This window comes from Polaribacter huanghezhanensis (assembly GCF_030444335.1).
Lineage (GTDB): Bacteria > Bacteroidota > Bacteroidia > Flavobacteriales > Flavobacteriaceae > Polaribacter > Polaribacter huanghezhanensis.
The window spans coordinates 2,552,525-2,576,392 of the sequence record NZ_CP128595.1 but is presented as its reverse complement, the minus strand read 5'-3'; the positions used below and the strand labels follow the sequence as shown (position 1 = coordinate 2,576,392).

General features: G+C 31.3%; 22 protein-coding genes and 1 pseudogene. 16 read left to right on the top strand and 7 right to left on the bottom strand.

Annotated elements, in window-relative coordinates:
• The first annotated feature begins 4 nt into the window (after positions 1 to 4).
• The gene (locus tag KCTC32516_RS12075; protein ID WP_301400924.1) at positions 5 to 673 is read left to right on the top strand and encodes a lysoplasmalogenase; all 669 of its coding nucleotides are present in this window, start codon (positions 5 to 7) and stop codon (positions 671 to 673) included.
• Positions 674 to 740: 67 nt separating this feature from the next.
• Here the strand turns inward: KCTC32516_RS12075 and KCTC32516_RS12070 are convergent, their stop codons facing one another.
• The 3 genes from KCTC32516_RS12070 to KCTC32516_RS12060 are packed head-to-tail and all read right to left on the bottom strand — an operon-like array spanning position 741 to position 2,849.
• The gene (locus KCTC32516_RS12070; RefSeq protein WP_301400922.1) at positions 741 to 1,130 is read right to left on the bottom strand and encodes a DoxX family membrane protein; all 390 of its coding nucleotides are present in this window, start codon (positions 1,128 to 1,130) and stop codon (positions 741 to 743) included.
• A gap of 41 nt (positions 1,131 to 1,171) precedes the next feature.
• Positions 1,172 to 2,086: a bifunctional metallophosphatase/5'-nucleotidase gene (locus KCTC32516_RS12065; protein WP_301400920.1), complete on the bottom strand. Its 915-nt coding sequence runs from the start codon at positions 2,084 to 2,086 to the stop codon at positions 1,172 to 1,174.
• 1 nt (position 2,087) lies between these two features.
• Positions 2,088 to 2,849 (bottom strand): 5'-nucleotidase C-terminal domain-containing protein, encoded by a 762-nt coding sequence (locus KCTC32516_RS12060; RefSeq protein WP_301400919.1) that lies wholly within the window; start codon positions 2,847 to 2,849, stop codon positions 2,088 to 2,090.
• 56 nt (positions 2,850 to 2,905) lie between these two features.
• Here KCTC32516_RS12060 and KCTC32516_RS12055 point away from each other — a divergent pair, with 56 nt between their 5' ends.
• From KCTC32516_RS12055 to porD, 7 genes are all read left to right on the top strand, one after another.
• Positions 2,906 to 3,424: a DUF6913 domain-containing protein gene (locus KCTC32516_RS12055; protein ID WP_301400918.1), complete on the top strand. Its 519-nt coding sequence runs from the start codon at positions 2,906 to 2,908 to the stop codon at positions 3,422 to 3,424.
• Between the two features lie 133 nt (positions 3,425 to 3,557).
• Complete coding sequence (dapA, locus tag KCTC32516_RS12050) at positions 3,558 to 4,433, top strand: 4-hydroxy-tetrahydrodipicolinate synthase (protein ID WP_301400916.1); 876 nt, start codon at positions 3,558 to 3,560, stop codon at positions 4,431 to 4,433.
• Between the two features lie 10 nt (positions 4,434 to 4,443).
• Entirely contained in the window at positions 4,444 to 4,956 is a 513-nt protein-coding gene (locus KCTC32516_RS12045) for a ferritin (RefSeq protein ID WP_301400914.1), read from the top strand.
• A gap of 132 nt (positions 4,957 to 5,088) precedes the next feature.
• Complete coding sequence (locus KCTC32516_RS12040) at positions 5,089 to 5,904, top strand: outer membrane protein assembly factor BamD (RefSeq protein WP_301400911.1); 816 nt, start codon at positions 5,089 to 5,091, stop codon at positions 5,902 to 5,904.
• A gap of 2 nt (positions 5,905 to 5,906) precedes the next feature.
• On the top strand, positions 5,907 to 6,227 hold the full coding sequence (locus KCTC32516_RS12035; protein ID WP_301400908.1) for a DNA-directed RNA polymerase subunit omega: 321 nt from the start codon (positions 5,907 to 5,909) through the stop codon (positions 6,225 to 6,227).
• Positions 6,227 to 7,438: a bifunctional phosphopantothenoylcysteine decarboxylase/phosphopantothenate--cysteine ligase CoaBC gene (coaBC, locus tag KCTC32516_RS12030; RefSeq protein WP_301400907.1), complete on the top strand. Its 1,212-nt coding sequence runs from the start codon at positions 6,227 to 6,229 to the stop codon at positions 7,436 to 7,438. The genes KCTC32516_RS12035 and coaBC overlap by 1 nt, the downstream gene beginning before the upstream one ends.
• Positions 7,431 to 8,324 (top strand): type IX secretion system protein PorD, encoded by an 894-nt coding sequence (porD, locus tag KCTC32516_RS12025; RefSeq protein ID WP_301400906.1) that lies wholly within the window; start codon positions 7,431 to 7,433, stop codon positions 8,322 to 8,324. Before coaBC ends, porD begins: the two co-directional genes overlap by 8 nt.
• A 161-nt stretch (positions 8,325 to 8,485) precedes the next feature.
• Here porD and KCTC32516_RS12020 read toward each other — a convergent pair whose 3' ends face one another.
• On the bottom strand, positions 8,486 to 8,698 hold the full coding sequence (locus KCTC32516_RS12020; protein ID WP_301400905.1) for a helix-turn-helix domain-containing protein: 213 nt from the start codon (positions 8,696 to 8,698) through the stop codon (positions 8,486 to 8,488).
• A 358-nt stretch (positions 8,699 to 9,056) separates the two neighbouring features.
• Here KCTC32516_RS12020 and KCTC32516_RS12015 point away from each other — a divergent pair, with 358 nt between their 5' ends.
• From KCTC32516_RS12015 to KCTC32516_RS11985, 7 genes and pseudogenes are all read left to right on the top strand, one after another.
• Entirely contained in the window at positions 9,057 to 9,521 is a 465-nt protein-coding gene (locus KCTC32516_RS12015; protein WP_301400904.1) for a hypothetical protein, read from the top strand.
• A 9-nt stretch (positions 9,522 to 9,530) separates the two neighbouring features.
• The gene (locus KCTC32516_RS12010; RefSeq protein ID WP_301400903.1) at positions 9,531 to 10,052 is read left to right on the top strand and encodes a hypothetical protein; all 522 of its coding nucleotides are present in this window, start codon (positions 9,531 to 9,533) and stop codon (positions 10,050 to 10,052) included.
• Between the two features lies 1 nt (position 10,053).
• Positions 10,054 to 10,854 carry a hypothetical protein gene (locus tag KCTC32516_RS12005; RefSeq protein ID WP_301400901.1) on the top strand — a complete coding sequence of 267 codons (801 nt, stop codon included), beginning with the start codon at positions 10,054 to 10,056 and terminating at the stop codon, positions 10,852 to 10,854.
• Positions 10,854 to 11,258 carry a thiol-disulfide oxidoreductase DCC family protein gene (locus KCTC32516_RS12000; protein WP_301400900.1) on the top strand — a complete coding sequence of 135 codons (405 nt, stop codon included), beginning with the start codon at positions 10,854 to 10,856 and terminating at the stop codon, positions 11,256 to 11,258. Before KCTC32516_RS12005 ends, KCTC32516_RS12000 begins: the two co-directional genes overlap by 1 nt.
• Positions 11,257 to 12,261, top strand: a pseudogene (locus tag KCTC32516_RS11995) (TonB-dependent receptor); the annotation flags it as partial. The gene KCTC32516_RS12000 and the pseudogene KCTC32516_RS11995, both read left to right, overlap by 2 nt.
• Before the next feature lie 149 nt (positions 12,262 to 12,410).
• Positions 12,411 to 14,063 (top strand): DNA repair protein RecN, encoded by a 1,653-nt coding sequence (gene recN, locus KCTC32516_RS11990; protein WP_301400899.1) that lies wholly within the window; start codon positions 12,411 to 12,413, stop codon positions 14,061 to 14,063.
• A 141-nt stretch (positions 14,064 to 14,204) separates the two neighbouring features.
• Entirely contained in the window at positions 14,205 to 15,161 is a 957-nt protein-coding gene (locus KCTC32516_RS11985; protein WP_301400898.1) for a glycosyltransferase family 2 protein, read from the top strand.
• A 110-nt stretch (positions 15,162 to 15,271) separates the two neighbouring features.
• Here the strand turns inward: KCTC32516_RS11985 and KCTC32516_RS11980 are convergent, their stop codons facing one another.
• The 3 genes from KCTC32516_RS11980 to KCTC32516_RS11970 all read right to left on the bottom strand — a co-directional run bounded on the left by KCTC32516_RS11980 (position 15,272) and on the right by KCTC32516_RS11970 (position 20,872).
• Positions 15,272 to 17,686 carry a beta-mannosidase gene (locus tag KCTC32516_RS11980; RefSeq protein ID WP_301400897.1) on the bottom strand — a complete coding sequence of 805 codons (2,415 nt, stop codon included), beginning with the start codon at positions 17,684 to 17,686 and terminating at the stop codon, positions 15,272 to 15,274.
• A 49-nt stretch (positions 17,687 to 17,735) separates the two neighbouring features.
• Positions 17,736 to 18,464, bottom strand: coding sequence for a copper homeostasis protein CutC (locus tag KCTC32516_RS11975; RefSeq protein ID WP_301400894.1), 729 nt, complete (start codon positions 18,462 to 18,464; stop codon positions 17,736 to 17,738).
• A 113-nt stretch (positions 18,465 to 18,577) separates the two neighbouring features.
• Complete coding sequence (locus KCTC32516_RS11970; protein WP_301400891.1) at positions 18,578 to 20,872, bottom strand: family 20 glycosylhydrolase; 2,295 nt, start codon at positions 20,870 to 20,872, stop codon at positions 18,578 to 18,580.
• Positions 20,873 to 20,935: 63 nt separating this feature from the next.
• Between KCTC32516_RS11970 and KCTC32516_RS11965 the strand changes: the two genes are divergently transcribed.
• Positions 20,936 to 23,863, top strand: coding sequence for a GH92 family glycosyl hydrolase (locus tag KCTC32516_RS11965; RefSeq protein ID WP_301400889.1), 2,928 nt, complete (start codon positions 20,936 to 20,938; stop codon positions 23,861 to 23,863).
• Positions 23,864 to 23,868 lie beyond the last annotated feature (5 nt).

Below are 23,868 nucleotides of genomic sequence, written 5' to 3'. Positions count from 1 at the left end.
AACGATGACCAAACAACTTAAAATCACTCTTGTAACAACACTATTTTTTATTGCAGCAATTGCAGATATTTGGGGAATTATTACCGTAAATGAACCGATGAAAACAATTGCAAAACCAATGTTGCTCACCTTGTTAGCTTTGGTGTATTTGGCATCCGTTAAAAAGCCCATTTTTTGGTATGTTTTAGGAATGTTTTTTAGTTTTGTTGGCGATGTGTTGTTAATGTTTAACGGCGCTAATTTCTTTATGTTTGGGCTTTCAGCTTTTTTGTTAGCACACGTTGTGTATATAAAAGTAACAGCAGGTTTTTTGCCTGGCGATTTAACAGTTAAAATGATTTCGTCTGCTTTTCCGTTTGTTGTTTTCTTTGTGGTTTTAATGTATTTAGTTCAGCCTAATTTAGGCGAAATGTTATTTCCTGTTGTTGTGTACGGAATTACAATTTCTACTTTTGGTGCTGTAACATTGTTGAATTATAGAAGTGAAAAATCAACAGAAAACTTATGGCTATTTATAGGCGCAATTCTTTTTATTTTATCAGATAGTTTAATTGCATTAAATAAATTTTACGAACCCAATGAAATTTACGGAGTTGCTATTATGATAACCTATATTTTAGCACAATTTTTAATTTGTAAAGCACTCATTGTAAAGACAAATAATGCTGCATAAAAAAAGACGATTTTTATTAAAAAAAAACCGTCTTTTCATCTTAATAAGAAACTTCATTTCATAACATTTATTTTTCTCCAATAAAAGGGATTTCTTTTTTGTTCAGTATCAATAAAATGACTGCTGATAAAAAGGTAATAACTGCGCTAATAAATAATGCGCCGCCATCACCGTTAAATTCAATTCCAAGAATTGTTAAATGTGATACAATTGCGCCACTCATTAATCCGATAGTTAGTAAAGCACCAAGCCACGTTTTTTTAGGGATAAACAACAAGATCGAAGCAATTAGTTCTAGAGTTCCGGTTCCAAATCTCATTATTGCTTCATTTTCTCCGGCTATTTTGGTGAATAAATCAATACTTTCTTGGGCGCCAGAAAATTTAAAATACAAGGTTTGCACCATGATAAATGCAGCAATTAGTTTTAATACAATAGGAAATATTTTTTTCATCATCTAAAGATTTTACACGTTTAGACGCTTTTTTTTAAAATCGCTTACACTAAGATGCTTTTTCCTTTAGTAGTAAGGTTTTTTTCTTCATCAAAATAAAAATCAATTCGGCCAACATTAATACCATAACAACCCACTTGATTGACCAACATATTTTGATTGTCAGCATTTCTTACAATGGTTGGTTTTGGTAAAAAAGTGTGTGTATGTCCGCCAATAATTAAGTCGATATTTTTGGTAGCTTTTGCCAAGTTTAAATCAGAAACAATTTTTGGATTTCTTTTGTTGTAATATCCAATATGCGATAAACAAATTACTAAATCACATTGCTCTTCATCCTTTAAAATTCTACTCATATCTTGAGAAATTTCAATCGGATCATAATACTTGGTTTCTTTATACATTTTTGGACTAACCAAACCTTCTAGTTTTATTCCTAAGCCAAAAATACCAATTTTAATTCCGTCTTTTTTAAAGGTTTGATACGGTTTTACATGCGTGTCTAAAACAGTATTTTTAAAATCGTAATTGGCAGAAACAAAATTAAAATTAGCATTTGGTAATTGTTTGTACAAACCCTCAATAGAATTGTCAAAATCATGATTTCCAATGGTTGCCAAATCATATTTTAACATGCTCATTAACTTGAATTCTAGTTCGCCGCCAAAATAATTAAAATACGGAGTTCCTTGGAAAATATCTCCAGCGTCTAATAATAATGTATTCGGGTTTTCTTTTCTAACAGCATCAATTAATGTTGCTCTTTTAGCAACGCCACCTTTATTTGCAAATTTGTAATGAGTTGCTTCAAAAGGCTCAACATGACTATGCGTATCGTTGGTATGTAAAATGGTAATGTGTTTTTTCTTTTTTGTTGTAAAAGAAGGCAATGTCAATCCGCCAATTGCAGCTAAGGAAACTGCTGCTGATGTTTGTACTAAAAATTTTCTTCTGTCCATTTTATTTTCTTTTAAAACGATGGTCTAAAACAGTTTTTATGGTGTCTTTACTTTTAAAATAGTCTACAATTGCATCACGCATTTTATAATCTGTTTTATAAATATTTTTTGGATTTTTAAAAAAGTTCATACTATCGCCACCAGTTTGTAAATAATCTGTTGTTAACACGTAATAATCTTTCTTTTTGTCAAACTTTTTTCCTTGGATAAAAAACGTGTACCCTTTTTTTGTAATCGTTAATTGTACTTGTTTTGATAACGGGTGCGCCGTTTTATTTGTGATTAAATAGTTGATAAGTTCTTCCATTTTATCACCAGTTAACTCAACTACAACAAACATATTATCAAAAGGCATCAATTCAAAGGCATGTTTATTGGTGATGTTTCCTGCAGGAATCCCCGCCCTGATTCCACCATAATTAAACATCGCAAAATCGATATTTTTTCCTGTTTCTTTATTAAAAATTGGATTTGCTCTTTCGTAAGATAAATCTGCTATTAAATTTCCTAAACTACTTTCTAAATCGCCATCTGTTCTAACAATGTCTTTTGGAGTGTACGATATTTTGGTGTTTATTTCTTGAATCATTTTGTCTTTAAACGGAGCAATTGTTTTTGTGATATGACTATCAGAAGCTAAGCTAGAATCAATAGCAATCGTATTTGCGGTTATTTTTGTAACTACATATTTTTCTTTTTTACAAGAAAAAATCAAAAAGCTAAAAAAAAATAAAAAAGCAATTCTTTTCAATGTTGTACGCATGTTTTTTTAGTTAAATTTGTAAGGAACGAATATACAATTTTAGAGAATAGAATTTTATGGCTTTCGGAAAATTTAAAAAACAAACTTTGTTAAAGAAGTTTCAAAAGGAATTAAAATTAATTCCAGAAACGAGAACGCCTAATGCTAAAGAAATACATTCTGTAGCCATTTTAACAAACAATGCCTTGTATGAAGAAATTGATATTGCAGAACACGTAATAAGCAGCATCGAATCTGTTAGAAATGTTCATATTTATAGTTATAGAGCATTTAAAAAATCGGACCCTATAACTTATAAATATTTCACAGAAAAAGATATCGATTGGAACGGCAAGATAAAAGACCCCAGTTTAGAAAGTTTTTTAGAGAACCCGTTTGATTTGCTCATTGGTTATTTTGATTCAAACAACTTGTATTTAGAGTATTGTGCATTAAAATCAAACGCAACTTTTAAGATAGGTTTTTCAAAAGTAAATGATAAAATATTTGATTTGGTAGTTTCAGAAAATCCAAAAAACATTGATATTTTTATAGATGTTATCAAAAAATATTTAAAATTACTTCATAAAATATAAGAATCAGTTTTAAAATTAACAAGAAAATAGAAATTCGTTATATTTCGTTTTAAGGCCTATTTTATAACGATTATTTAACGGTAATCTCTTAGCAAAGCTTTAAGTTTGCTCCGTATTTATAAAACTTTAAAAAATGCAAAAATTTGTTGGTACTGGAGTTGCTTTAGTTACACCATTTACTTCTGATAAGAAGGTAGATTTTGACGCGCTTAAAAAATTAGTTGCTTTTAATATTGATAACGGAATCGATTATCTTGTAATTAACGGAACAACTGGAGAAAGTGCAACAATTACAAGTGATGAAAAAAAAGAAATCATAAAAGTAATTGCTGGTGTTAATAACAAAAGAGTTCCGTTGGTTTTAGGAATTGGCGGAAACAATACAGCAAACGTTATCAACGAATTGCAAACTGCAGATGTATCACAAATTGATGCCATTTTATCTGTTGCGCCTTATTATAGCAAACCAACTCAAGAAGGATTTTATCAACATTTTAAAGCAATTGCTTTAGCAAGTCCGAAACCAATTATTTTATACAATGTGCCTGGTAGAACGGCTAAAAATATGGAGCCAGCAACAATTATTCGTTTGGCAAAAGATTTTGAAAATGTAATTGCAGTAAAAGAAGCAGCAGGAAATATTCCACAATATTTAGAGCTAATTAAACATAAACCAAAAGAGTTTTTAATTATTTCTGGCGATGATGATTTAGCGTTAACAACAGTTTTAGCAGGAGGTTCTGGAGTTATTTCTGTGATTGGTCAAGCATTTCCAAAAGAATTTTCTACATTGATCAATTTAGGATTAGAAGGTAAAAACAAGGAAGCCTATGGGATTCATTTTAAACTAATGGAAATCATCAATTTAATCTTTACAGAAAACAATCCGGCAGGAATAAAAACAGTTTTAAAAGAGTTAAATATTACTTCAGACGAAGTTCGTTTGCCTTTAGTCAAAACTACGACCGAAAACCAAAAAGAAATCGCTAATTTTGTAGCGAATTTTTAATACAATAATCATGTTAACAAGTAAAATAGAAACAGCATTAAACAATCAAGTAACTGTAGAAGCAGAATCGTCGCAGGTCTATTTAGCAATGGCTTCTTGGGCAGAAAATCTAGGTTTCGAAGGCGTTTCTAAATTTATGTATGCACATTCTGATGAAGAAAGACAGCACATGTTAAAGTTGATAAAATTTATTAATGAACGTGGCGGACATGCAAAAGTTTCTCAACTTTCTGCTCCACCTACAGAATTTGGATCTTTTAAAGACATGTTTCAAACATTATTTGATCATGAAGTAATGGTTTCTAAAACCATTAACGATTTGGTAGATGTTTCTTTACAAGAAAAAGATTATGCAACGCATAACTTTTTACAATGGTATGTTTCAGAACAAATTGAAGAAGAAGCATTGGCAAGAAATATTTTAGACAAAATAAACTTAATTGGCGACGATAAAAGTGGTTTTTATTTGTTTGATAATGATATCAAACAATTGATAACAAACACCGCGAATCAGCAGGTTTAACATTAACAAACTTTTAGTAAAACTATAAGAATCATTTAAGGGTTTTTATGGTTAATTGCACCTCACAATTTTACTGTGTTAAAATCGTTTTAATAATCCATAATTAATCACTAATTTTGCCAAATGTTTAGAATGAAGAATTTAATATATTTTGCTTTTGTAGGATTACTCTTTGCGTCTTGTAGCGAGTATCAAAAAGTATTGAATAAAGGTACCGTAGAGCAGCAATATGCGATGGCTACAAAAATGTATGAAGCAAAAAAATACAACAAAGCATTAGATTTGTTTGAAAAGATAACACCTACTTATAGAGGTAAACCACAAATGGAGCGAATTCAATTTATGGTAGCGCAATCTAATTTTAATACAAAAAATTACGATTTAGCAGGTTATTATTTTAATAGGTTTACTCAAAATTACCCAAAAAGTTCTAAGAATGAAGAAGCAGCTTTTTTATCTGCATACAGTTATAAACTTGCATCTCCGGTATTTAGTTTAGATTCTAGAGATACTCATAAAGCATTAGACGCCTTTCAATCATTTATAGATACGTACCCAGATTCTAAAAGATTGCCAGAAGCAAATACATATTATCAAGAGATAAACTATAAATTACAAAAGAAAGCTTTTGAAATAGCAAAAGTTTATTATACAACGGCAGACTATGATCCTACAAGAAATTATCAAGCAGCTATACAAGCATTTGATAATTTGTTAGAAGATTATTTAGGATCAGCTTTTAAAGAAGAAGCCTTATATTACAAACTCAAAGCATCACACGATTTAGCGTTAAGAAGTACTTCAAGAAGAAAAGAAGAAAGACTTAAAGAAGCTGTGCAAGCATACGAAAAGTTAAAAAGAAATTTTCCTAAAACTAAATATTTAGAAGATTCTGATAAAATGTTAGCCGATTTAGAGAAAGAACAAAAACAATTAATAAAAAGTTAATAATGGATTATAAAGAAACCAATGCACCTGTAACAACAATTACGTACAATAAAGATGCTATTGAAGCTCCAACACAAAATATTTATGAAGCCATAAATATTATCGCAAAAAGAGCTACACAAATTAATGCAGATTTAAAAACAGAATTGTTAGATAAGTTAGATGAGTTTGCTACTTACAACGATAGTTTAGAAGAAGTTTTTGAAAACAAAGAGCAAATAGAAGTTTCAAAATTCTACGAAAAATTACCAAAAGCTACTGCAATTGCAGTGGAAGAATGGTTACAAGGTAAAGTTTATCACAGAACTCCAGAAACAGAGTAATGTCTATTTTAAGCGGTAAAAAAGTATTACTAGCAATTAGTGCTGGTATTGCCGCTTATAAAACGGCCAGTTTGGTTCGTTTATTTATAAAATCTGGCGCAGAAGTAAAGGTCGTTATGACACCTGCGTCAAAAGATTTTATCACTCCACTTACACTTTCCACACTTTCTAAAAATCCAGTTTTATCTACCTTTTATGATAAAGAAGAGGAGAATGAATTGTGGAATAATCATGTAGATTTAGGTCTTTGGGCAGATTTGATGTTGGTTGCGCCAGCAACAGCAAATACCTTATCTAAAATGGCAAATGGAACTTGCGATAACTTGGTATTGGCAACGTATTTGTCAGCTAAATGTTCAGTTTATTTTGCGCCAGCAATGGATTTAGACATGTATCAACATCCAACCACAAAAAAATCTTTAGAAACATTACAAGGTTTTGGAAATCATTTAATTCCTGCTACAAGTGGTGAGTTAGCAAGTGGTTTAGTAGGAGAAGGAAGAATGGCAGAACCAGAAGACATTATTTCTTTTATAGAAAAAGATATCTTATCTAAACTTCCTTTAAAAGGAAAAAAAGTATTGATTACCGCAGGGCCAACGTATGAAGCAATCGATCCAGTTCGTTTTATTGGAAATCATTCTAGCGGTAAAATGGGATTTGAAATTGCAAAAGCTGCTGCAAATTTAGGCGCAGAAGTTGTTTTAATTTCTGGGCCATCAAGTCAACAAGTACAGCATTCGTTAATCAACAGAATAAATGTTACTTCTGCACAAGAAATGTACGATGCAGTTCATAAAGAGTTTACAAGCGTAGCAATAGCAATTTTATCTGCCGCAGTTGCAGATTATAAACCGAAAAATGTTGCAATTCAGAAAATAAAAAAGACAGCCAATTCGTTAGAGATTCAGTTAGCGCCAACAAAAGATATTTTAGCTTCTTTGGGAGCCATTAAAAAGCAGCAATTTTTAGTTGGATTTGCTTTAGAAACAACGAACGAAATTGAAAACGCAAAAGGAAAATTACAGCGAAAAAATTTAGACATGATTGTTTTAAATTCTTTGCAAGATAAAGGCGCTGGATTTGCGAAAAGTACAAATAAAGTAACCATTATTGATGCTGATTTAACCGAAACACCTTTTGAATTGAAATTGAAATCTGAAGCTGCTAACGATATTATGAATCATATTTTACAAAAAACGAATGCGTAAACTTGTTGTTTTATTAATTTTATTTTTAGCAGTTACAACAACCAATGCGCAAGAATTAAATGCATTAGTAACTGTAAATTCTGATAAAATTTCTGGATCTAACAAACAAGTTTTTACCACCTTACAAACGTCACTTACAGAGTTTATCAATCAAAAAAAGTGGACAGATAATAATTTTAAACCACAAGAACGAATAAGCTGTGCGTTTACAATCACAATTAACAAACAACCCAGTTCTAATCGTTTTGAAGCAAGTATTCAGATTCAAGCTGTGAGACCGGTTTATGGAACCTCGTACACAACGCCAATCCTAAATATTAACGATTCAGATTTTAATTTTAAATACAGTGAATTTCAACCATTTAATTATAATGAAACTGTTTTTGAATCTAATTTAATTTCTACACTTGTGTTTTATGTGAATGTAATTTTAGGTGTTGATGCAGATACATTTAAATTAAACGGAGGCAATTCTTATTATCAAAAAGCAAAAGACGTATTATTATTGGCGCAACAAAGCGGAGGTGCTGGTTGGACAGATCAAGTTGGAAAGCAAAATAGGTATACGCTCATTGATAATTTAACTTCTGCTAAATTAACAGGGTTTAAAAATATTTTATACACCTATCACAGACTTGGAATGGACGAGTTTTCTACAGATAAAAAGAAAGCAAAATCTACGATTGAAAGCTCGGTTTTACAATTAGAACAATTGTATAATAAAACAATCGGAAATCATATCATTCGGTTTTTCTTCGATGCCAAAGCAGATGAAATTGCAAACATATTTTCTGACGGACCAAGAACTAACAATACTTCTAAAATGAAAAGTTTGTTGCAAAGAATTTCTACAACAAATAACGATAAGTGGCAAAAAATTAAGTAATTATTGTAAGTTCGATTGATTCTCTATCAAAATTGAGTAGATTTGGAAATCAAAGAAAATAGGATTTAAACAAATTGCATTCACAAAGATTCATTATCCTTTTTTTAGTTCAAAACAAATCTCTTTTCTTTTGTCTTAAAGCAGAGCGGTCTATTTTCTCTTTATTCATCACAACCCAATAAATAACTTTCTTCAACTTCTAAAACAACAGCTAAGTCTAGCAAAGTTTTTACTTTTAATTGAGTCTTTCCATTTTCTAATTTATGGTATGCAATCTGACTCATTTGTAATTGTTGTCCTACATAATATTGTGAATACCCTTTATTTGTTCTAGCAATTCTAATTCTTTTTCTAATCTTATTTCCCCTATTCATAGCAGTGAATTATTATTATTATTATTATTATTATTTAGGAGAGTGTTATTTCTCAAAGTTACAAAGAACAAGAAAGTTGTACAATACCCATTTATGGGGTTTTTTTTAACTCACGGTTTTCCGTGAGAAGCCCATCACGGAAAACCGTGAGTCGAAAAAGTTATAATTTATAACTTTTTCGATATTGACAAGTTCTTTTTTTGTTTATAGATTTACATTATCATTTCAATGAGAGTCATACAGCTATGAGTGACTTAAAATAAAAAGTAGCTTTTATAACTAGTTAGCAAACATTAAAATAAAGAGAAAGAGGAAAATCGTAAACAGAGTATTCAATTAATCTTAAATATCAAATATTATGAATGAACCAAAATTAAAAAAATCAGAATTGTTAGCTCTGGAATCAATCATTGAGCACATGAAAGAAAACAATGAGACTAATTTAGCCTTTATCGGTTCTATCGCAAGGGCAGCAACTTCTATCGGTAGAGCCGTTGCAGCGGGTGCGGGTGCAGCAGTTGGCGAAGCCGCTGCTGTAGGAACTGGAATAACTAAGGCTGCAGAAGCCGCAGGTTCTGCAGTTGGTGATGCAGCTACTGCTGTAGGTTCTGCAGCAACAGAGGCTGCAGCAACATCTGAACTAGCAGCAATGGCTGCAGATGGAGCTGAAGCGGCTGCCATGATTGCAGCTTTAGCTAAACAATCTGATATTAGCGAACTAAAACCAGTTATTGATGTGCTAAAAAATACAGAATTAATGAAAACCTCATTCTCATTAAAAGAGCTAGAAAATTTAAGAGATAAATTAAAAGGATTAAAATAGCACACAATCATGATTGATTACATAACTATCACAATACTAAGTGCTTTCACAGTGCTTAGTATTGTTTTTCAGTTAAGAAATAAGTTCAATCTTAAAAAGATTTGGAAGTTGGATAAATATGGGATTATTCCAAATTATTCTTTTTTTGCTCCATTACCTCTAACAAATGATTTTAGAATTATTTATCGATTAACCATCAATGATATGAGTAAAAATGATTTTGAAGAATTGGATATTTATCAGTATAAAAATTGGTATCAATGCTTGTTCAACCCTTTTAAATATTACAACAAAGGTTTGATAGATTTATGTGTAGCTTTATTGAAAGAATACAAAAATTTAGAACAAGACTCAAAAAAATTCATTCAAGTATCTTCAAACTATATTGGCATTCTAAACATAATTAGCGACAGTATTAAATCTCAAAATATTGATGATGAAGTAGAATTTAGTATTGTAGCAACTCAAGACAGGTCAGAAGACAGAAAAGCTAGTGTTGTTTTTCGATCATTTAAACATAAAATTATTTAACATGGATGATAATTTACTCTCATTATGCTACATATTAAGTTCGTCCATTCTCTTAATATCAAGTTTAATTCATTCCTCTGAACTTTTTTCTATAAAATATTCATTAAATAGGCTGATATATTTTAGCGAATCTGAAACAAGTGAAACGCAAATTATTAATCTTTATAAACCGAGTATCAGAAATCGTTTTCACATAACAATAGTTATATTATCATTAATTGAATTATTTCTGCTTTATAATCAACCTTTAAGTTTATTATATAAAATCTTTTTTTTATGTCTGACATTTTTGCATTTGTACTCATATGCAAAACGCAAAATTGGTAGAGACGGAGCAGACCAAATTAGATTATTAGCTTTTATGAGTTTTAGTCTTGGATTTTTGGCGAGTAATGATTTAGTTGAAATTTTACCACTTTATTTTATTGGATTTCAATTACTAATTTCATATAGCACGTCTGGCCTTTCAAAATTGTTCTCCACTCATTGGAGAAAAGGAAATGTGTTAGGAGATATTTTGATGACTAATTCTTATGGCAGCAAATCATTTGCAAAATATTTAAAATCAAATCCAATAGTAGAAAAAACATTTTCTTATTCTGCTATTTTCTTTATGCTTTTTGTGCCAATTTCATTTTTCGTACCAATTTCAGAGATTTTTTACCTATCCCTGTTAGGCATGTTTATTTTTCACATATCAACTGCAGTTTTAATGGGGTTAAATGACTTTCTATTTACAATTCCAATGACATATCCTGCGGTTTATTATTTATACTTTTCATTTCACCAGATACTTTTATAATGAATAAAGACATAATTTTCTTCGATGGAGTTTGTAAGTTTTGCAATCGGACTGTTTTGTTTTTAATTAAAAGAGATACACGTAAAAAAAATCTATTTGCTCCTTTACAATCTAAAATAGGACAAGCAACATTAAAAGAATATAACCTACCCATTGATGATTTTGAAACAATAATTCTTTTACGAAATGGAAAAATATATACAAAATCAACGGCTATATTAAAAGTTATTTTGGGCTTAAGCCCAATCTGGTTTTCAATTTCTTCTATTCTACTTATTGTACCTACAAGTATTCGTGATTGGTTTTATATGGTAATTTCAAAAAAACGTCACCTTTTGTTTAGCCGGAACCGGCATTGTGAAATACCTAATGAAGATGTTAAAAGTAGATTCATAAAAGAATAACGATTTGTACCTTAAAAGCAAGTACAGATTAAAAATTAAAGATTTTGGTATTATAGGCAAACTAAATATACATCAGCTTTTTAATCGTTTAGAAAACAACAACGTAAGTAGTAATCAAAATCCGTTTTTTATTAATCCAAGTTTAGGTTTTGATTGAAAAATAAATGATAAAAATAAAATTACGTCTTCCTACTCTTTCAACACTACAAATGCAAAAATTTTAGATGTTTTTAGCGATTATATTTTAACTGGTTTTCGTTCCTTCTCAAAAGGGACAAGCGGTTTTAATCAACTTATTGCGTCTAATGCAATTTTTAATTATCAACTTGGTAATTGGAGCGATAGATTTTTTGCAAATACTTTTATTATATACAGTAAAAATCACGACTTCTTTTCAACAAATACAATCATACAGCAAAACTTTACTCAATCAGAAAAAATACTAATTAAAGACCGTGAGTTTATAAGCATCAATACAAAATTAGATTATTACTTCAAGTATATTTCGTCAAATTTAAAAGTAGATTTAGGTTATTCAAAAAGTGAGTTTAAGAATATTGTAAATAATTCTAATTTAAGACTAGTAAAATCGAACAACTATAATTATAGTTTAGAACTGCGTTCCGGTTTTAATGGAATTTTTAATTACCATATTGGTACGAAATGGACAACTAACGAGATTGAAACTACCATAAATACCTCATTTATAAATAATGTGAGTTTTTTAGACTTGTCATTTATTTTTAATAAAATGTTTGATGTACAATTACAATCGGAACGTTACTACTTTGGGAATTTACAAACCAATAACACTTATTATTTTTTAGACTTTGAAGTACGTTATAAACTCATTGAGAGTAAACTAACTCTAGGAATTACTGGTAAAAACCTATTCAATACAGAAAGATTCAGAAATTTTTCAATCAGCGATATTGGAAGTTCAACAACAGAATATAAGTTACTGCCAAGATATTTACTTTTAAAAATGGAGTATAGGTTTTAAATTCTCATAATTATAGAATGTTTACTAGAAACTATATAGTTAACTTTATAATTCAATTACTAGAAAGAATAAAAGAGAATAAAATCTCGTTGTTTACTAATTATAACTGCTGAAAATTGACTAATTTTAAAACTTAAAATTAGTTGAATTTGTTAACATCACTTTCCATACAGAATTATGCTTTAATCAATCAGTTGTCAATTGATTTTACTGATGGTTTGTCTATTATTACTGGAGAAACTGGCGCAGGAAAATCTATTTTATTAGGTGCCTTAGGGTTGGTTTTGGGAAATAGAGCAGATACAACTATCTTAAAAGATACTTCTAAAAAATGTGTGGTAGAAGCACATTTGGCAATTTCTAATTACAATCTAGAAGACTTTTTTAATTCAGTCGATTTAGATTACGAAGCACAAACAATCATTAGACGAGAAATTTTACCTTCAGGGAAATCGCGTGCTTTTGTAAACGATACGCCAGTAAATTTATCAGTTTTAAATGAATTAAAATCAAAATTGATTGATGTGCATTCTCAACATCAAACCTTAGAATTGTCTGATACTGATTTTCAGTTTCATATGTTGGATGCTTTGGCGAAGAACACACAAAAATTAGCTTCTTACCAACGTGGATTACAGCAATTAAAAGTGTATCAAAAAGAATTATTAAAATTAGAAACACAACAACGCGAAGCAAATCAACAATACGATTATAATTTACATTTACTTAACGAGTTAAATGATGCTAATTTAATAGTTGATGAACAGTTAGAATTAGAAGAAAAATTAGAGAAGTTAAACAATGTTGAGGAGATTCAATTGAATTTGTCGGAAGCGGTTCATATTGCTTCTGCGGATGAAATCGGAATTCAGACCTTACTAAATACGTTGGAAAATAGATTGCTAAAAATTGCACCATTTTCTAAAGAATACGAAGAAATCTCCAACAGAATTACCAGTGTAAAAATTGAATTAGACGATATTGTTGCAGAACTTGAAGATGCTACTGAATTGATTGATTCTAATCCGAATGAATTAGAAAAACTAAATGACAGATTGCAGTTGATTTATAATCTACAGAAGAAACATTATGTAAATACGATTCCAGAGTTGATAGGAATTCAAGAAGCTTTGTCCGTAAAAGTAGATCAAGTAGAGAACGCAGAAGGAATCATCCATAAAAAGCAAAAAGAAATTCAAGAAGTTTCTACGAAATTAGACGAAGTAGCAATGCTAATTTCATCAGCTAGAAAAAAAATAATCCCGAATTTAAAGAAAGAACTAGAATATTTATTGTCAGAACTCGGCATGCCAGAAGCGCGTTTTTCAATTGAGGTATCTACATCAGATTCTTTTTTGTCAAACGGAAAAGACAAACTAAGCTTTTTGTTTTCTGCCAATAAAGGCGGTAGTTTTGGAGAACTTAAAAAAGTGGCGTCTGGAGGAGAATTGTCTCGAATTATGTTGGCAATCAAAAAAATATTATCAGAAAACACACAATTACCAACCATTATTTTTGATGAAATTGATACCGGAGTTTCTGGGGAAATTTCGAATAAAATTGCAAAAATCATGCAGCAAATGTCAACCCAAATGCAAGTAATTACCATTACGCATTTGCCACAAATTGCAGCAAAAGGAAATCAACATTACAAAGTGTTTAAAGAAGATGTTGCTGGTGTAACAACGACCAATTTAAAGCAATTGTCGGAAGACGAGCGCATTGTGGAAATTGCAGAAATGTTAAGCGGAAAAGAGATTTCAGATTCTGCAATTACACACGCAAAAGAATTGTTGAATTAATTAAAGTTAGTTGTAAAGTTGTAAAGTCAAAAGGGCAGAAAAATTTCAGAATTATTTTTAAATTTCGTTAACCACTAACTACAGCTTTTTAAATTTCTGTACATTTACAATATCGTTTTAAAACTACTTAACTTAGAAACTTTGAACCTGAACCTCTCCATCATAATTCCTGTGTACAATCGTCCGAATGAAATCGACGAATTATTGGAGAGTCTTACACAACAAGATTTTTCTGATGATTTTGAAGTGTTGATTGTAGAAGATGGTTCAACGGTGAAAAGTGAAACAATTGTAGAGAAATATACATCGAAACTCAATTTAAAATATTTCTTCAAAGAAAATAGTGGAGCAGGAGCAAGTCGTAATTTCGGAATGCAACACGCAAACGGAAACTATTTTATCATTTTAGATTCTGATGTCATCGTTCCGAAACAATACCTAGCAGAAGTTAAAAAAGCATTAGAACTAAATTTTACAGATGCTTTTGGTGGTCCAGATGCTGCGCATCAAAGTTTTACTTCTTTGCAAAAAGCGATTAATTATTCAATGACTGCTGTGTTAACAACAGGCGGAATTCGAGGTAAGAAAAAAGCTGTTGGGAAATTTCAACCAAGAAGTTTTAATCTCGGGCTGTCGCAGATAGCATTTAATAAGACCAAAGGTTTTGCAGATTTAAAAGTTGGAGAAGATATCGATTTGACCTTTCGTTTATGGGAAAATGGATTTGAAACTCAATTGATAGAAAAAGCATTTGTCTATCACAAACGAAGAAGCACCATTCAACAATTTTTTAAGCAAACGTTTGCTTTTGGAACTGCAAGACCACATTTAAACAAACGTTATCCAGAAACTGCAAAATTGACGTATTGGTTTCCTTCATTATTTATTATTGGATTTGATGTCAGTGTAATTGCTGCATTTTTTGGCTATTGGCAATTCATCGCGTTTTATGGATTTTATTTTGCTATACTTTTCTTAGATTCTCTATTTCAAAATAAAAACTTGGTGGTTGCTTTTTTAAGCATCAGTACTTCCTTTACACAACATTTAGGGTATGGTTTGGGGTTTTTAGAATCGAAGTTTTTAAAGAAAAAGTAACGGTTTGTCATTCCTGCGCAGGCAGGAATCCAAACAAACTTCATGTAGATTCCTGTTCCTGTCTGCCGACAGGCAGATTCACAGGAATGACATTTCGTTTTGAATAAAGATTAATAAATAGAATTCAAACTCTTAATCTGTAAATCATCCAAAGATGCTGCTTCTGTTGCAAACTCAATTGTAATGGCTTCATTTGGTAATACATCAAAGAAATTATCTGAAAAATGACCTTTATTTTTTGTAAATAAAAACACCTCTTTTTGTAAAACAGCACTTTTTATTATGATTGAAAATCCGGTTTTAGTTTTTGTAATTTCTTTCTGAATTTCTCCTTTTGGTAAATTCAATTCTTTTGGTTTGCTAAAAAAATACAATGATTTTTTACCGTTAAACTCTGAAATTAAAACTTGATTTTTTCTATCAATACCTCCATTTGGAACCGTAGCTACTTTCTGACTTACATTTTCCTTAACTGAAATATCTTCAGAATTTGACCAAATTTCATTGCCTTTAAAATCGATCATTTTCATTTTCAGCTCTCCATTTAATTCTTCAAAAGTATCATTTATAACATACGTTAATATGTTCTGTTTATTTTCTTCGTAAGAAATTAATACGTTTTCAAAAGACTTTTTTGCTTTGTATTGCAAAGCTTTCCAGTTTCCAAAATAGTCAATGCTCGACCAAGAAATTGCTGGCCAACAATCGTTTAATTGCCAAAACAACGTTCCCATATTGTACGGTTTTGCTCTTCGGTGCGCTTCAATTCCCATGACAATTCCTTTGGCTTGTAACAACTGACTTATATAAACATAATCTTCATCCGAAGTCGGAATATTATAATCACGTAACATATATTCATCAATCAATTGAAAACCTCTACTGTGTTTTTGATGTGATTTGATGCCGTCAGTTTTTAAATCAACTTCTTCTTTTTGGTTGATGTAATTAATCGCTTCATAAGAAGGAAAAGATTGAAAACCAAACTCACTCATAAACCTCGGAATTTGTTTTTGAAAATGTTCAAACGGTCTTGCATCGTGCCAAACCCACCAATCGTGTACATCGCCTTCAAATTCGTATTTCGTATTTCCTCTTCCAAATTTTGGCGAACTTTCCCAATAATTTGTTTCACTAAATTTCGCGACAGTTTTTGGTAAAATCGAATCAAAAACAGCTAAATAATCAGACCAAATTTCCTTTTTTTCTTTTTCAGTTCTTCCATCTTGCCAACCCCAACGATTCCAACCTTCTGCATTTTCATTGTTTCCTGCCCACAAAGCAATTGATGCATGATTTCTCAATCTTTTTACTTGATCTTCTGCTTCTTGTTTTACGTTTGATAAGAATTCTTTATCGCCAGGATACATCGCGCAAGCAAACATAAAATCTTGCCAAATTAAAATTCCTTTTTCATCACATAAATCGTAAAAAACATCATTTTCGTAAATTCCGCCACCCCAAACTCGCAACATATTCATATTAGAAGCTACTACGTCAGAAAGTAGTTTGTCGTACTTTTTATCAGTTACTTTATTCTTAAAACTGTTTTGCGGAATGTAATTGGCACCTTTCATATAGACAGGTTTTCCGTTCAATTCAAAATAAAAAGATTCGCCAATAGAATCTTTTTCCGTAATCAACTTAATTGTTCTAATGCCTTTTTTAATTGATTTTTCGTCTTTTATTGTGTTGTTTTCAATCAACTTAAAATCAAATTGATACAAATGTGGTTTCCCTAAATTATGTGTCCACCACAACTTTGGATTTTTAATGTCAAACGGAACAGAATAGGTATGTTTTCCTTTGGCAATTTTTAAATGATTCGAATAGATTTGCTTATCCGCCGTAGTAACAACCATAATGTTTTTATCTTCATCGCTGTCAATGGTAACTTCTATTTCTAAACGTGCATTATTTGCTGTGATGCTTTTTTGTTTGATAAAAATGTCATCAAATTTGATGTCGTTCCACGCTTTTATAGAAACATTTTTCCAAATTCCAGAAGTATTCATTTTTGGTCCCCAATCCCAACCATATTGAAACTGCGCTTTACGAGTATAAATACGTTTTCCTTCCGGTAATTGATACGGATTGTTTTTTTCTTTTACAGTTTCAATTGCAGCTGTATTCGTGAAAACAATTCTCAATATATTATTAGATTTTAAATGTTTTTTTACATCAATTGTATAAGTTCTAAACGCATTTGAAGTTGTGGTAATTAACTGATTATTTAAATACACTTTTGCGTAGGTATCTAATCCCTCAAAGGAAATATTGATATTTTCTTTTTGTAATGTTTCTTCATTTACAGTAAACGCAGTTTTGTATTCCCAATTTTTCTGAGCAACCCATTGCACTTTTTCTTCGTTGGTTTCTATAAAAGGATCTGGAATGAGTTTATGATCCAATAAATCTGTAAAAATATTACCGGGAACGGAAGCTGATTTCCAATCCGTATCTTCAACGGATTTGAATTCCCAATTTTTATGAATAGTGAAGGAAGTTGGTAATTCTGAAGTCATTTTTTTACAACTAAAAATGCTTGTTATTACTAAAAGAAAAAGAAGGTATTTACGATTCATTCGAAATGATGTCTAAACAGGTTTTTATATGTTCAATATCTGAAGTTGCAATTTGAGTTTCATCAAAATGGGTACTGCTATTCATTGATATTGCAGGGTTTTCAATAGTTTTAGTTTGAGAAGTTGCTGATAAATGCACTTCTTTAAATCCGTTTTCTTGAAACAGTTTGATGTTCTGTTGATTGATTCCGCCACCAGGCATGATTGTAATTTTAGAAGTTGCTTTTTGAAATTTTATTAAATTATTTAACCCTTTTTCAGCAGATGTTTTTTGTCCAGAAGTTAAAATTCGATCGACTCCAATTTTTTCTAAATTCTTGATTTCATCCATCGGATTTACAACCCAATCAAAAGCTCTGTGAAAGGTAAAATTCATTGGTTTAGCAATTCTAACAAGTTCTTTTGTTCTTTCAATATCAATGGTGTTATCAATATGTAAAACACCAGAAACAATTCCCAAAACGCCCAACTCTTTACAAATTAAAATGTCTTCTTTTAGGATTTGAAACTCAGCATCAGAATAGGTGAAATCGCCACTTCTTGGGCGAATTAAAACATGAACAGGAATTATTAAATCGTTCATTACTTTTTTTAGCAAACCATACGAAGGTGTAATTCCGCCAACAGCCAACTCTGCACACAATTCGATTCTATTTGCTCCGGCTTTTTCTGCGTTGATGGCAGATTGGTATGAGTTTGCGCAGATTTCTAATAACATTTTATCATCTTCTTGTCAGGTCGAGCGCAGTCGAGACCTAATTGTGATTAATAACCTCTCGACTGCGCTCGAGGAGACATGAAAAATAAATATAAAATAGTTTTACAGTTTTTTTACTCCACAATAATTTCATCAATAAATAGCCACGATTTATGTCCAGCACCTTGTTTTCCGTCAGGAATTACACCATAGTTTATCAATTTTAATTTGATATATCGAGTGACTATTTTTGTCTCTAATTTTAAATCAACAATTTTTTCTTTGCTTTGTTCTAATTCGATTGGAATAAATTCATCATTGCCTGGAAAGCTCACAATAACTTGAGACGGAGCGTAAATCCAACTTCCGGTTTGATTGTTAAAACGTGTAGCAATTGAATTTACATCCATTTCTTTTCCTAAATCAATTGTAATTTCTACATCCTTTCCGTCAAAACCTAACCATTCATTATCTCCATAACGCTTGTCGCTTCCACTAATTCCGTTGATCAATGCAGCATTTCCGCCAGCATTGTATTTTTCACTCGGAGCAACATCAAAAGTTATTTTTTTTCCAACCGCTTTGTGCATTTTTATGCTTTCTTTAAAAACACCACTAACTTGTTTTTTGGAGTCAAATGATGCAGCATGAATAGTAACACTTTTATCAACGAGTAATGAGTTTTTATAAACAGCAGAATTGATGTTCGGTGCTGTGCCGTCTAAAGTATACCGAATCGATTTTGTATTCGAAGAAGTTTTTAAATCCATGAACAAAACGCCCTCTTTTATTTCTGATTTCCCCTTAACTTCATACAAATGATTGGCATAATTTACATCTCTAGCATCTAATCTCTGCTGATAAAACTCTAAACGATTTTTAAAATTTTCAAAGTTTTTATTTTTGTTTTCAGACCAAACCACTTCGCTCAACGCAACCATTCTTGGGAAAGCCATGTATTCTACTTGTTTTGAATCTTTCATGTATTCTGTCCACACATTTCCTTGCGCTCCCAACACATATTTTGCTTCTTTTTTGGTCAATTCTTTCGGAATCGGATTAAAACTGTACACTTTTTCTAAAGGTAAAAATCCACCAATCGCCAAAGGTTCGTCTTCTTTTGTAGATTGATAATGATCAAAATAACAATAAGCACCCGGCGTTAAAATTACATCATGATGTTGTTGTGCAGCAGTAACTGCACCTTTCATTCCTCGCCAAGACATTACGGTTGCATTTGGTGCCAATCCGCCTTCTAAAATTTCGTCCCAACCAATAATTTGTTTTCCTTTAGAGTTGATGTATTTTTCCATTCTTGTGATGAAATAACTTTGCAAACCGTGTTCGTCTTTTAAACCTTCTTTTTTAATTAAAGCTTGACAATGCGCACAGTTTTTCCATCTCGTTTTCGGAGCTTCATCGCCACCAATATGAATGTATTTTCCAGGAAACAATGCAACCACTTCATCAATTACATCTTCTAAAAATTTAAAAGTTGCTTCTTTCGGACAATAAATATCTTCAAAAACGCCCCATTTTGTCGCAACGTCAATTGGTTTTCCTGTGCAACCTAATTCTAGATATGCAGCAATTGCCGCTTGTGCATGACCGGGCATTTCTATTTCTGGAATGATGGTTACTTGTCTTTCTGATGCATATTTTACAACCTCTTTTATTTGTTCTTGCGTGTAAAATCCGCCGTATCTTTTTCCGTCAAATTTGTGAGGTTGATCAGAATAATGACCAATCAACGTTTCATTTCTGTAGGCAGCAACTTCTTGTAATTTTGGATATTTTTTAATTTCGATTCTCCAACCTTGATCTTCTGTTAAATGCCAATGAAACGTATTCATTTTTAGCATGCTCATCAAATCGATGTACTTTTTAATAAAATCAACCGGAAAAAAATGACGCCCAACATCTAAATGCATTCCACGATATTTAAATTGTGGCGCATCAGTAATTTCTAAATTTTGAATAGAAACAGTAGATTCTTTGTATGCTCCATTCTCAAAAGAAGCTGGCAATAATTGACGTAAAGTTTGTATAGCATAAAATGCTCCTTTTGCAGAACTGGCTGCAATGGTAATTTCGTTTGATGCTATTTTTAAATGATATCCTTCTTCGTTTGTAATAGAAGTATCTTTCTTAAAGCTGATGACATTTTTAGACGCTTCCGATTTTAATTTGATATCACTTCCATATTCAATATAAGATTTTAAAAAATCGGCAACTTGCTTAAATTCATCGTCAGAAAAAATACCAGTTGAATTGCTCATTTCAAAAATACCATCATTAATTTGTTGAGAAGACGGAACAGGAATAATTGCTGGAATTACAGCTAGTTGCTTCTCGTCTGTACAAGAATTAAAAAATAAAACGATGCATGAGCAGATAAAAAAAAACTTGATGCGTTTAAAATTCCACATAAATAAATAGGTTGATTATTGTTATCTTGCTAATTTAGTCAAATAAATAAATCCAAATACGGAATGAAAAAATATTTTCTTCTTTTAGTTTTACTTTCAATCTTCTTAAATTCTTGTAAACCGAAACCATTAATTTCTCCAGCACAAAAAGACCAACAATTAATTTCTTATGTAAATCCGTTTATCGGAACGGGAGGTCACGGACACACATATCCTGGTGCTACAAGTCCGTTTGGAATGATGCAATTGAGTCCAGATACACGATTAGATGGTTGGGATGGATGTTCAGGGTATCATTATTCTGATTCTGAAATATTTGGATTTTCACACACACATTTAAGTGGAACAGGAGTTTCTGATTATGGAGATATTTTATTAATGCCCACAAATAAAGTGGTTTTTAATAATGGCGCAGACGGAAAAGAAGGCTATAAATCTAAATTTTCTCATGACAACGAAATTGCAGAACCAGGGTATTATAAAGTATATTTAGACGACACCAATATTGAGGTTGAATTGACAGTGAAAGAACGAAGCGGAATTCATAAATATCAATTTGCAGAAGGTTCAAAACAAGTTATTATTTTAGATTTAGAACATCGAGACGAAGTGTTAGACTCTAAACTAACCATCAATTCTAAAACAGCAGTTTCTGGATATCGTTTTTCTAAAGCTTGGGCTACAGATCAACGATTATTTTTTGACATGTTGTTTTCTAAACCGTTTACAAAAGTTACTTTTTTAAATGATAGAACAGCAGGAAAAAAAGTAAAAGCTGCTTTTGAATTTGACAATGCTACTGGAAATGAAATAAATGTTACCATCGGAATTTCGCCCGTTGATGAAGAAGGAGCAATTCATAATTGGCAATTAGAAATTGGTAGTAAAACCTTTGAAGAAATCAAAAAAGAAACGCAAGGTGTTTGGGAACAACAATTAGAAAAAATAGTTATAGAATCTGATAATATTGATTACAAAACCAATTTCTATACGGCATTATATCACACCATGATTGCGCCAAATTTGTACCAAGATATTGATGGCCGTTATCGTGGAATGGATATGAAAATCCATAAAACAAAAGAGTTTGATTATTACACGGTATTCTCACTTTGGGATACGTTTAGAGCTGCGCATCCATTATATACCATTATAGAACAAAACAGAACCAACGATTTTATCAATACATTTTTAGCAAAATACGATGAAGGTGGAATCATGCCAATTTGGGATTTATCTGCAAGTTATACAGGTTGTATGATTGGTTATCACGCGGTTCCTGTAATTGCTGATGCCTATTTAAAAGGAATCAGAAATTACGATGTAAACAAAGCTTTTGAAGCGATGAAACATTCGGCGACAAGAGATAAATTAGGATTGGATTCGTATAAAAAACATGGATTTATTCCCGTTGAAAAAGAATCAGAATCGGTTTCTAAAACTTTAGAATATGCCTATGATGATTGGACCATTGCAGAGATGGCAAAAGCCTTAGGAAAAGAGGATGATTATAAAACCTACACAGAAAGAGCGCAATATTATAAAAACGTATTCGATCCTTCAACACATTTTATGCGTGGACGTTTTAGAAATACGTGGTTTTCACCTTTTGATCCTTTTGAGGTAAATTTTAATTATACAGAAGCCAATTCTTGGCAATACAGTTTTTATGTACCACAAGATGTTTCTGGGTTTATCAATTTGCTAGGCGGAAAAGAGAATTTAGAAAAGCAATTGGATAAATTATTTACCGCAAAAAATGAAACTTCGGGAAGAAATCAAGCTGATATTACAGGATTAATTGGACAATACGCACACGGAAATGAACCAAGTCATCACATGGCGTATTTGTATAATTTTGTCAATAAACCGTATAAAACACAAGAAAAAGTACGTCAGATTTTAACTGAATTATATACAAACGATCCAGCTGGAATTTCAGGAAACGAAGATTGCGGACAAATGAGTGCTTGGTTTGTGCTGAGTTCTATGGGATTTTATTCTGTAACGCCTGGGTCAAATCAATATATTATTGGAGCACCATTATTTCCGAAAGCAAGCATCAACTTAGAAAGCGGAAAAACATTCACCATTGTTGCTGACTCCATTTCTACAACAAACAAATACATTAAATCGGTTGAGTTGAACGGTGAAAATTATCCGTACACCTTTTTAAAACACAAAGACATTGTTGCTGGTGGAAGTTTGCGATTTGTAATGACAGACAAACCATCAACATGGGGAACAGAAGATGCATACATACCTGTTACAGAAATCAAAGAACATTTAATTGTAGCTGCGCCATTTATTGAAACAGGAGATATTGCTTTTAAAGGAAAAACGACGGTGACGTTAAACTCTGTAAATAAAGATGCAAGTATTTATTATTCTTTTGGAGATGAATTTATGAAATACGAAAAACCATTTACCATTTCAGAAAAAACAAACTTAAAAGTATACGCAGAAAAAGAGGGTCAAAAAAGCGCAACGATTACCACTGAGTTTTTTAAAATAGATCCAAATGTTACCATTACATTAAAAACCAAGTATGCAAATCAATACAATGGTGGTGGAAAAAATGCGTTGATTGATGGAATTATCGGAGCAGAAGATTTTAGAACCGGAACTTGGCAAGGTTATGCTGATTCAGATGTAATTGCAACGGTAGATTTAGGAAAATTAAAAGAAATATCATCAACAACTATTGGATTTTTAGAAGATCAACAGAGCTGGATTTTTTTACCTACTAAAGTAGAAATGTATGTCAGTACTAATAATAAAACATTTACAAAAACTGCCTCTAAAATAATTGATGCTACAAAACCTAACGGAAAAGCTTCTGTTAGAAAAATACAATTTAATTTTAAAAATAAAAAAGTGAGATATGTAAAAGTAGTTGCAAAAAAACTAGGCGTTTTACCAACATGGCATTTGGGGTACAAACACAATGGTAGAAGTTGGTTGTTTGCAGATGAAATCGAAATTAAGTAAAAAAT

Coding starts and splice junctions, on each gene's coding strand:
- KCTC32516_RS12065 (WP_301400920.1), bottom strand. CDS start 2,086: ATGGACAGAAGAAAATTTTTAGTACAAACATCAGCAGCAGTTTCCTTA.
- porD (WP_301400906.1), top strand. CDS start 7,431: ATGCGTAAACTTGTTGTTTTATTAATTTTATTTTTAGCAGTTACAACA.
- KCTC32516_RS12070 (WP_301400922.1), bottom strand. CDS start 1,130: ATGATGAAAAAAATATTTCCTATTGTATTAAAACTAATTGCTGCATTT.
- KCTC32516_RS12045 (WP_301400914.1), top strand. CDS start 4,444: ATGTTAACAAGTAAAATAGAAACAGCATTAAACAATCAAGTAACTGTA.
- KCTC32516_RS12075 (WP_301400924.1), top strand. CDS start 5: ATGACCAAACAACTTAAAATCACTCTTGTAACAACACTATTTTTTATT.
- KCTC32516_RS12000 (WP_301400900.1), top strand. CDS start 10,854: ATGAATAAAGACATAATTTTCTTCGATGGAGTTTGTAAGTTTTGCAAT.
- KCTC32516_RS12040 (WP_301400911.1), top strand. CDS start 5,089: ATGAAGAATTTAATATATTTTGCTTTTGTAGGATTACTCTTTGCGTCT.
- KCTC32516_RS11965 (WP_301400889.1), top strand. CDS start 20,936: ATGAAAAAATATTTTCTTCTTTTAGTTTTACTTTCAATCTTCTTAAAT.
- dapA (WP_301400916.1), top strand. CDS start 3,558: ATGCAAAAATTTGTTGGTACTGGAGTTGCTTTAGTTACACCATTTACT.
- KCTC32516_RS12010 (WP_301400903.1), top strand. CDS start 9,531: ATGATTGATTACATAACTATCACAATACTAAGTGCTTTCACAGTGCTT.
- KCTC32516_RS11970 (WP_301400891.1), bottom strand. CDS start 20,872: ATGTGGAATTTTAAACGCATCAAGTTTTTTTTTATCTGCTCATGCATC.
- KCTC32516_RS12060 (WP_301400919.1), bottom strand. CDS start 2,849: ATGCGTACAACATTGAAAAGAATTGCTTTTTTATTTTTTTTTAGCTTT.
- KCTC32516_RS12020 (WP_301400905.1), bottom strand. CDS start 8,698: ATGAATAGGGGAAATAAGATTAGAAAAAGAATTAGAATTGCTAGAACA.
- KCTC32516_RS11975 (WP_301400894.1), bottom strand. CDS start 18,464: ATGTTATTAGAAATCTGCGCAAACTCATACCAATCTGCCATCAACGCA.
- coaBC (WP_301400907.1), top strand. CDS start 6,227: ATGTCTATTTTAAGCGGTAAAAAAGTATTACTAGCAATTAGTGCTGGT.
- KCTC32516_RS11980 (WP_301400897.1), bottom strand. CDS start 17,686: ATGACTTCAGAATTACCAACTTCCTTCACTATTCATAAAAATTGGGAA.
- KCTC32516_RS12015 (WP_301400904.1), top strand. CDS start 9,057: ATGAATGAACCAAAATTAAAAAAATCAGAATTGTTAGCTCTGGAATCA.
- KCTC32516_RS12055 (WP_301400918.1), top strand. CDS start 2,906: ATGGCTTTCGGAAAATTTAAAAAACAAACTTTGTTAAAGAAGTTTCAA.
- KCTC32516_RS12005 (WP_301400901.1), top strand. CDS start 10,054: ATGGATGATAATTTACTCTCATTATGCTACATATTAAGTTCGTCCATT.
- KCTC32516_RS12035 (WP_301400908.1), top strand. CDS start 5,907: ATGGATTATAAAGAAACCAATGCACCTGTAACAACAATTACGTACAAT.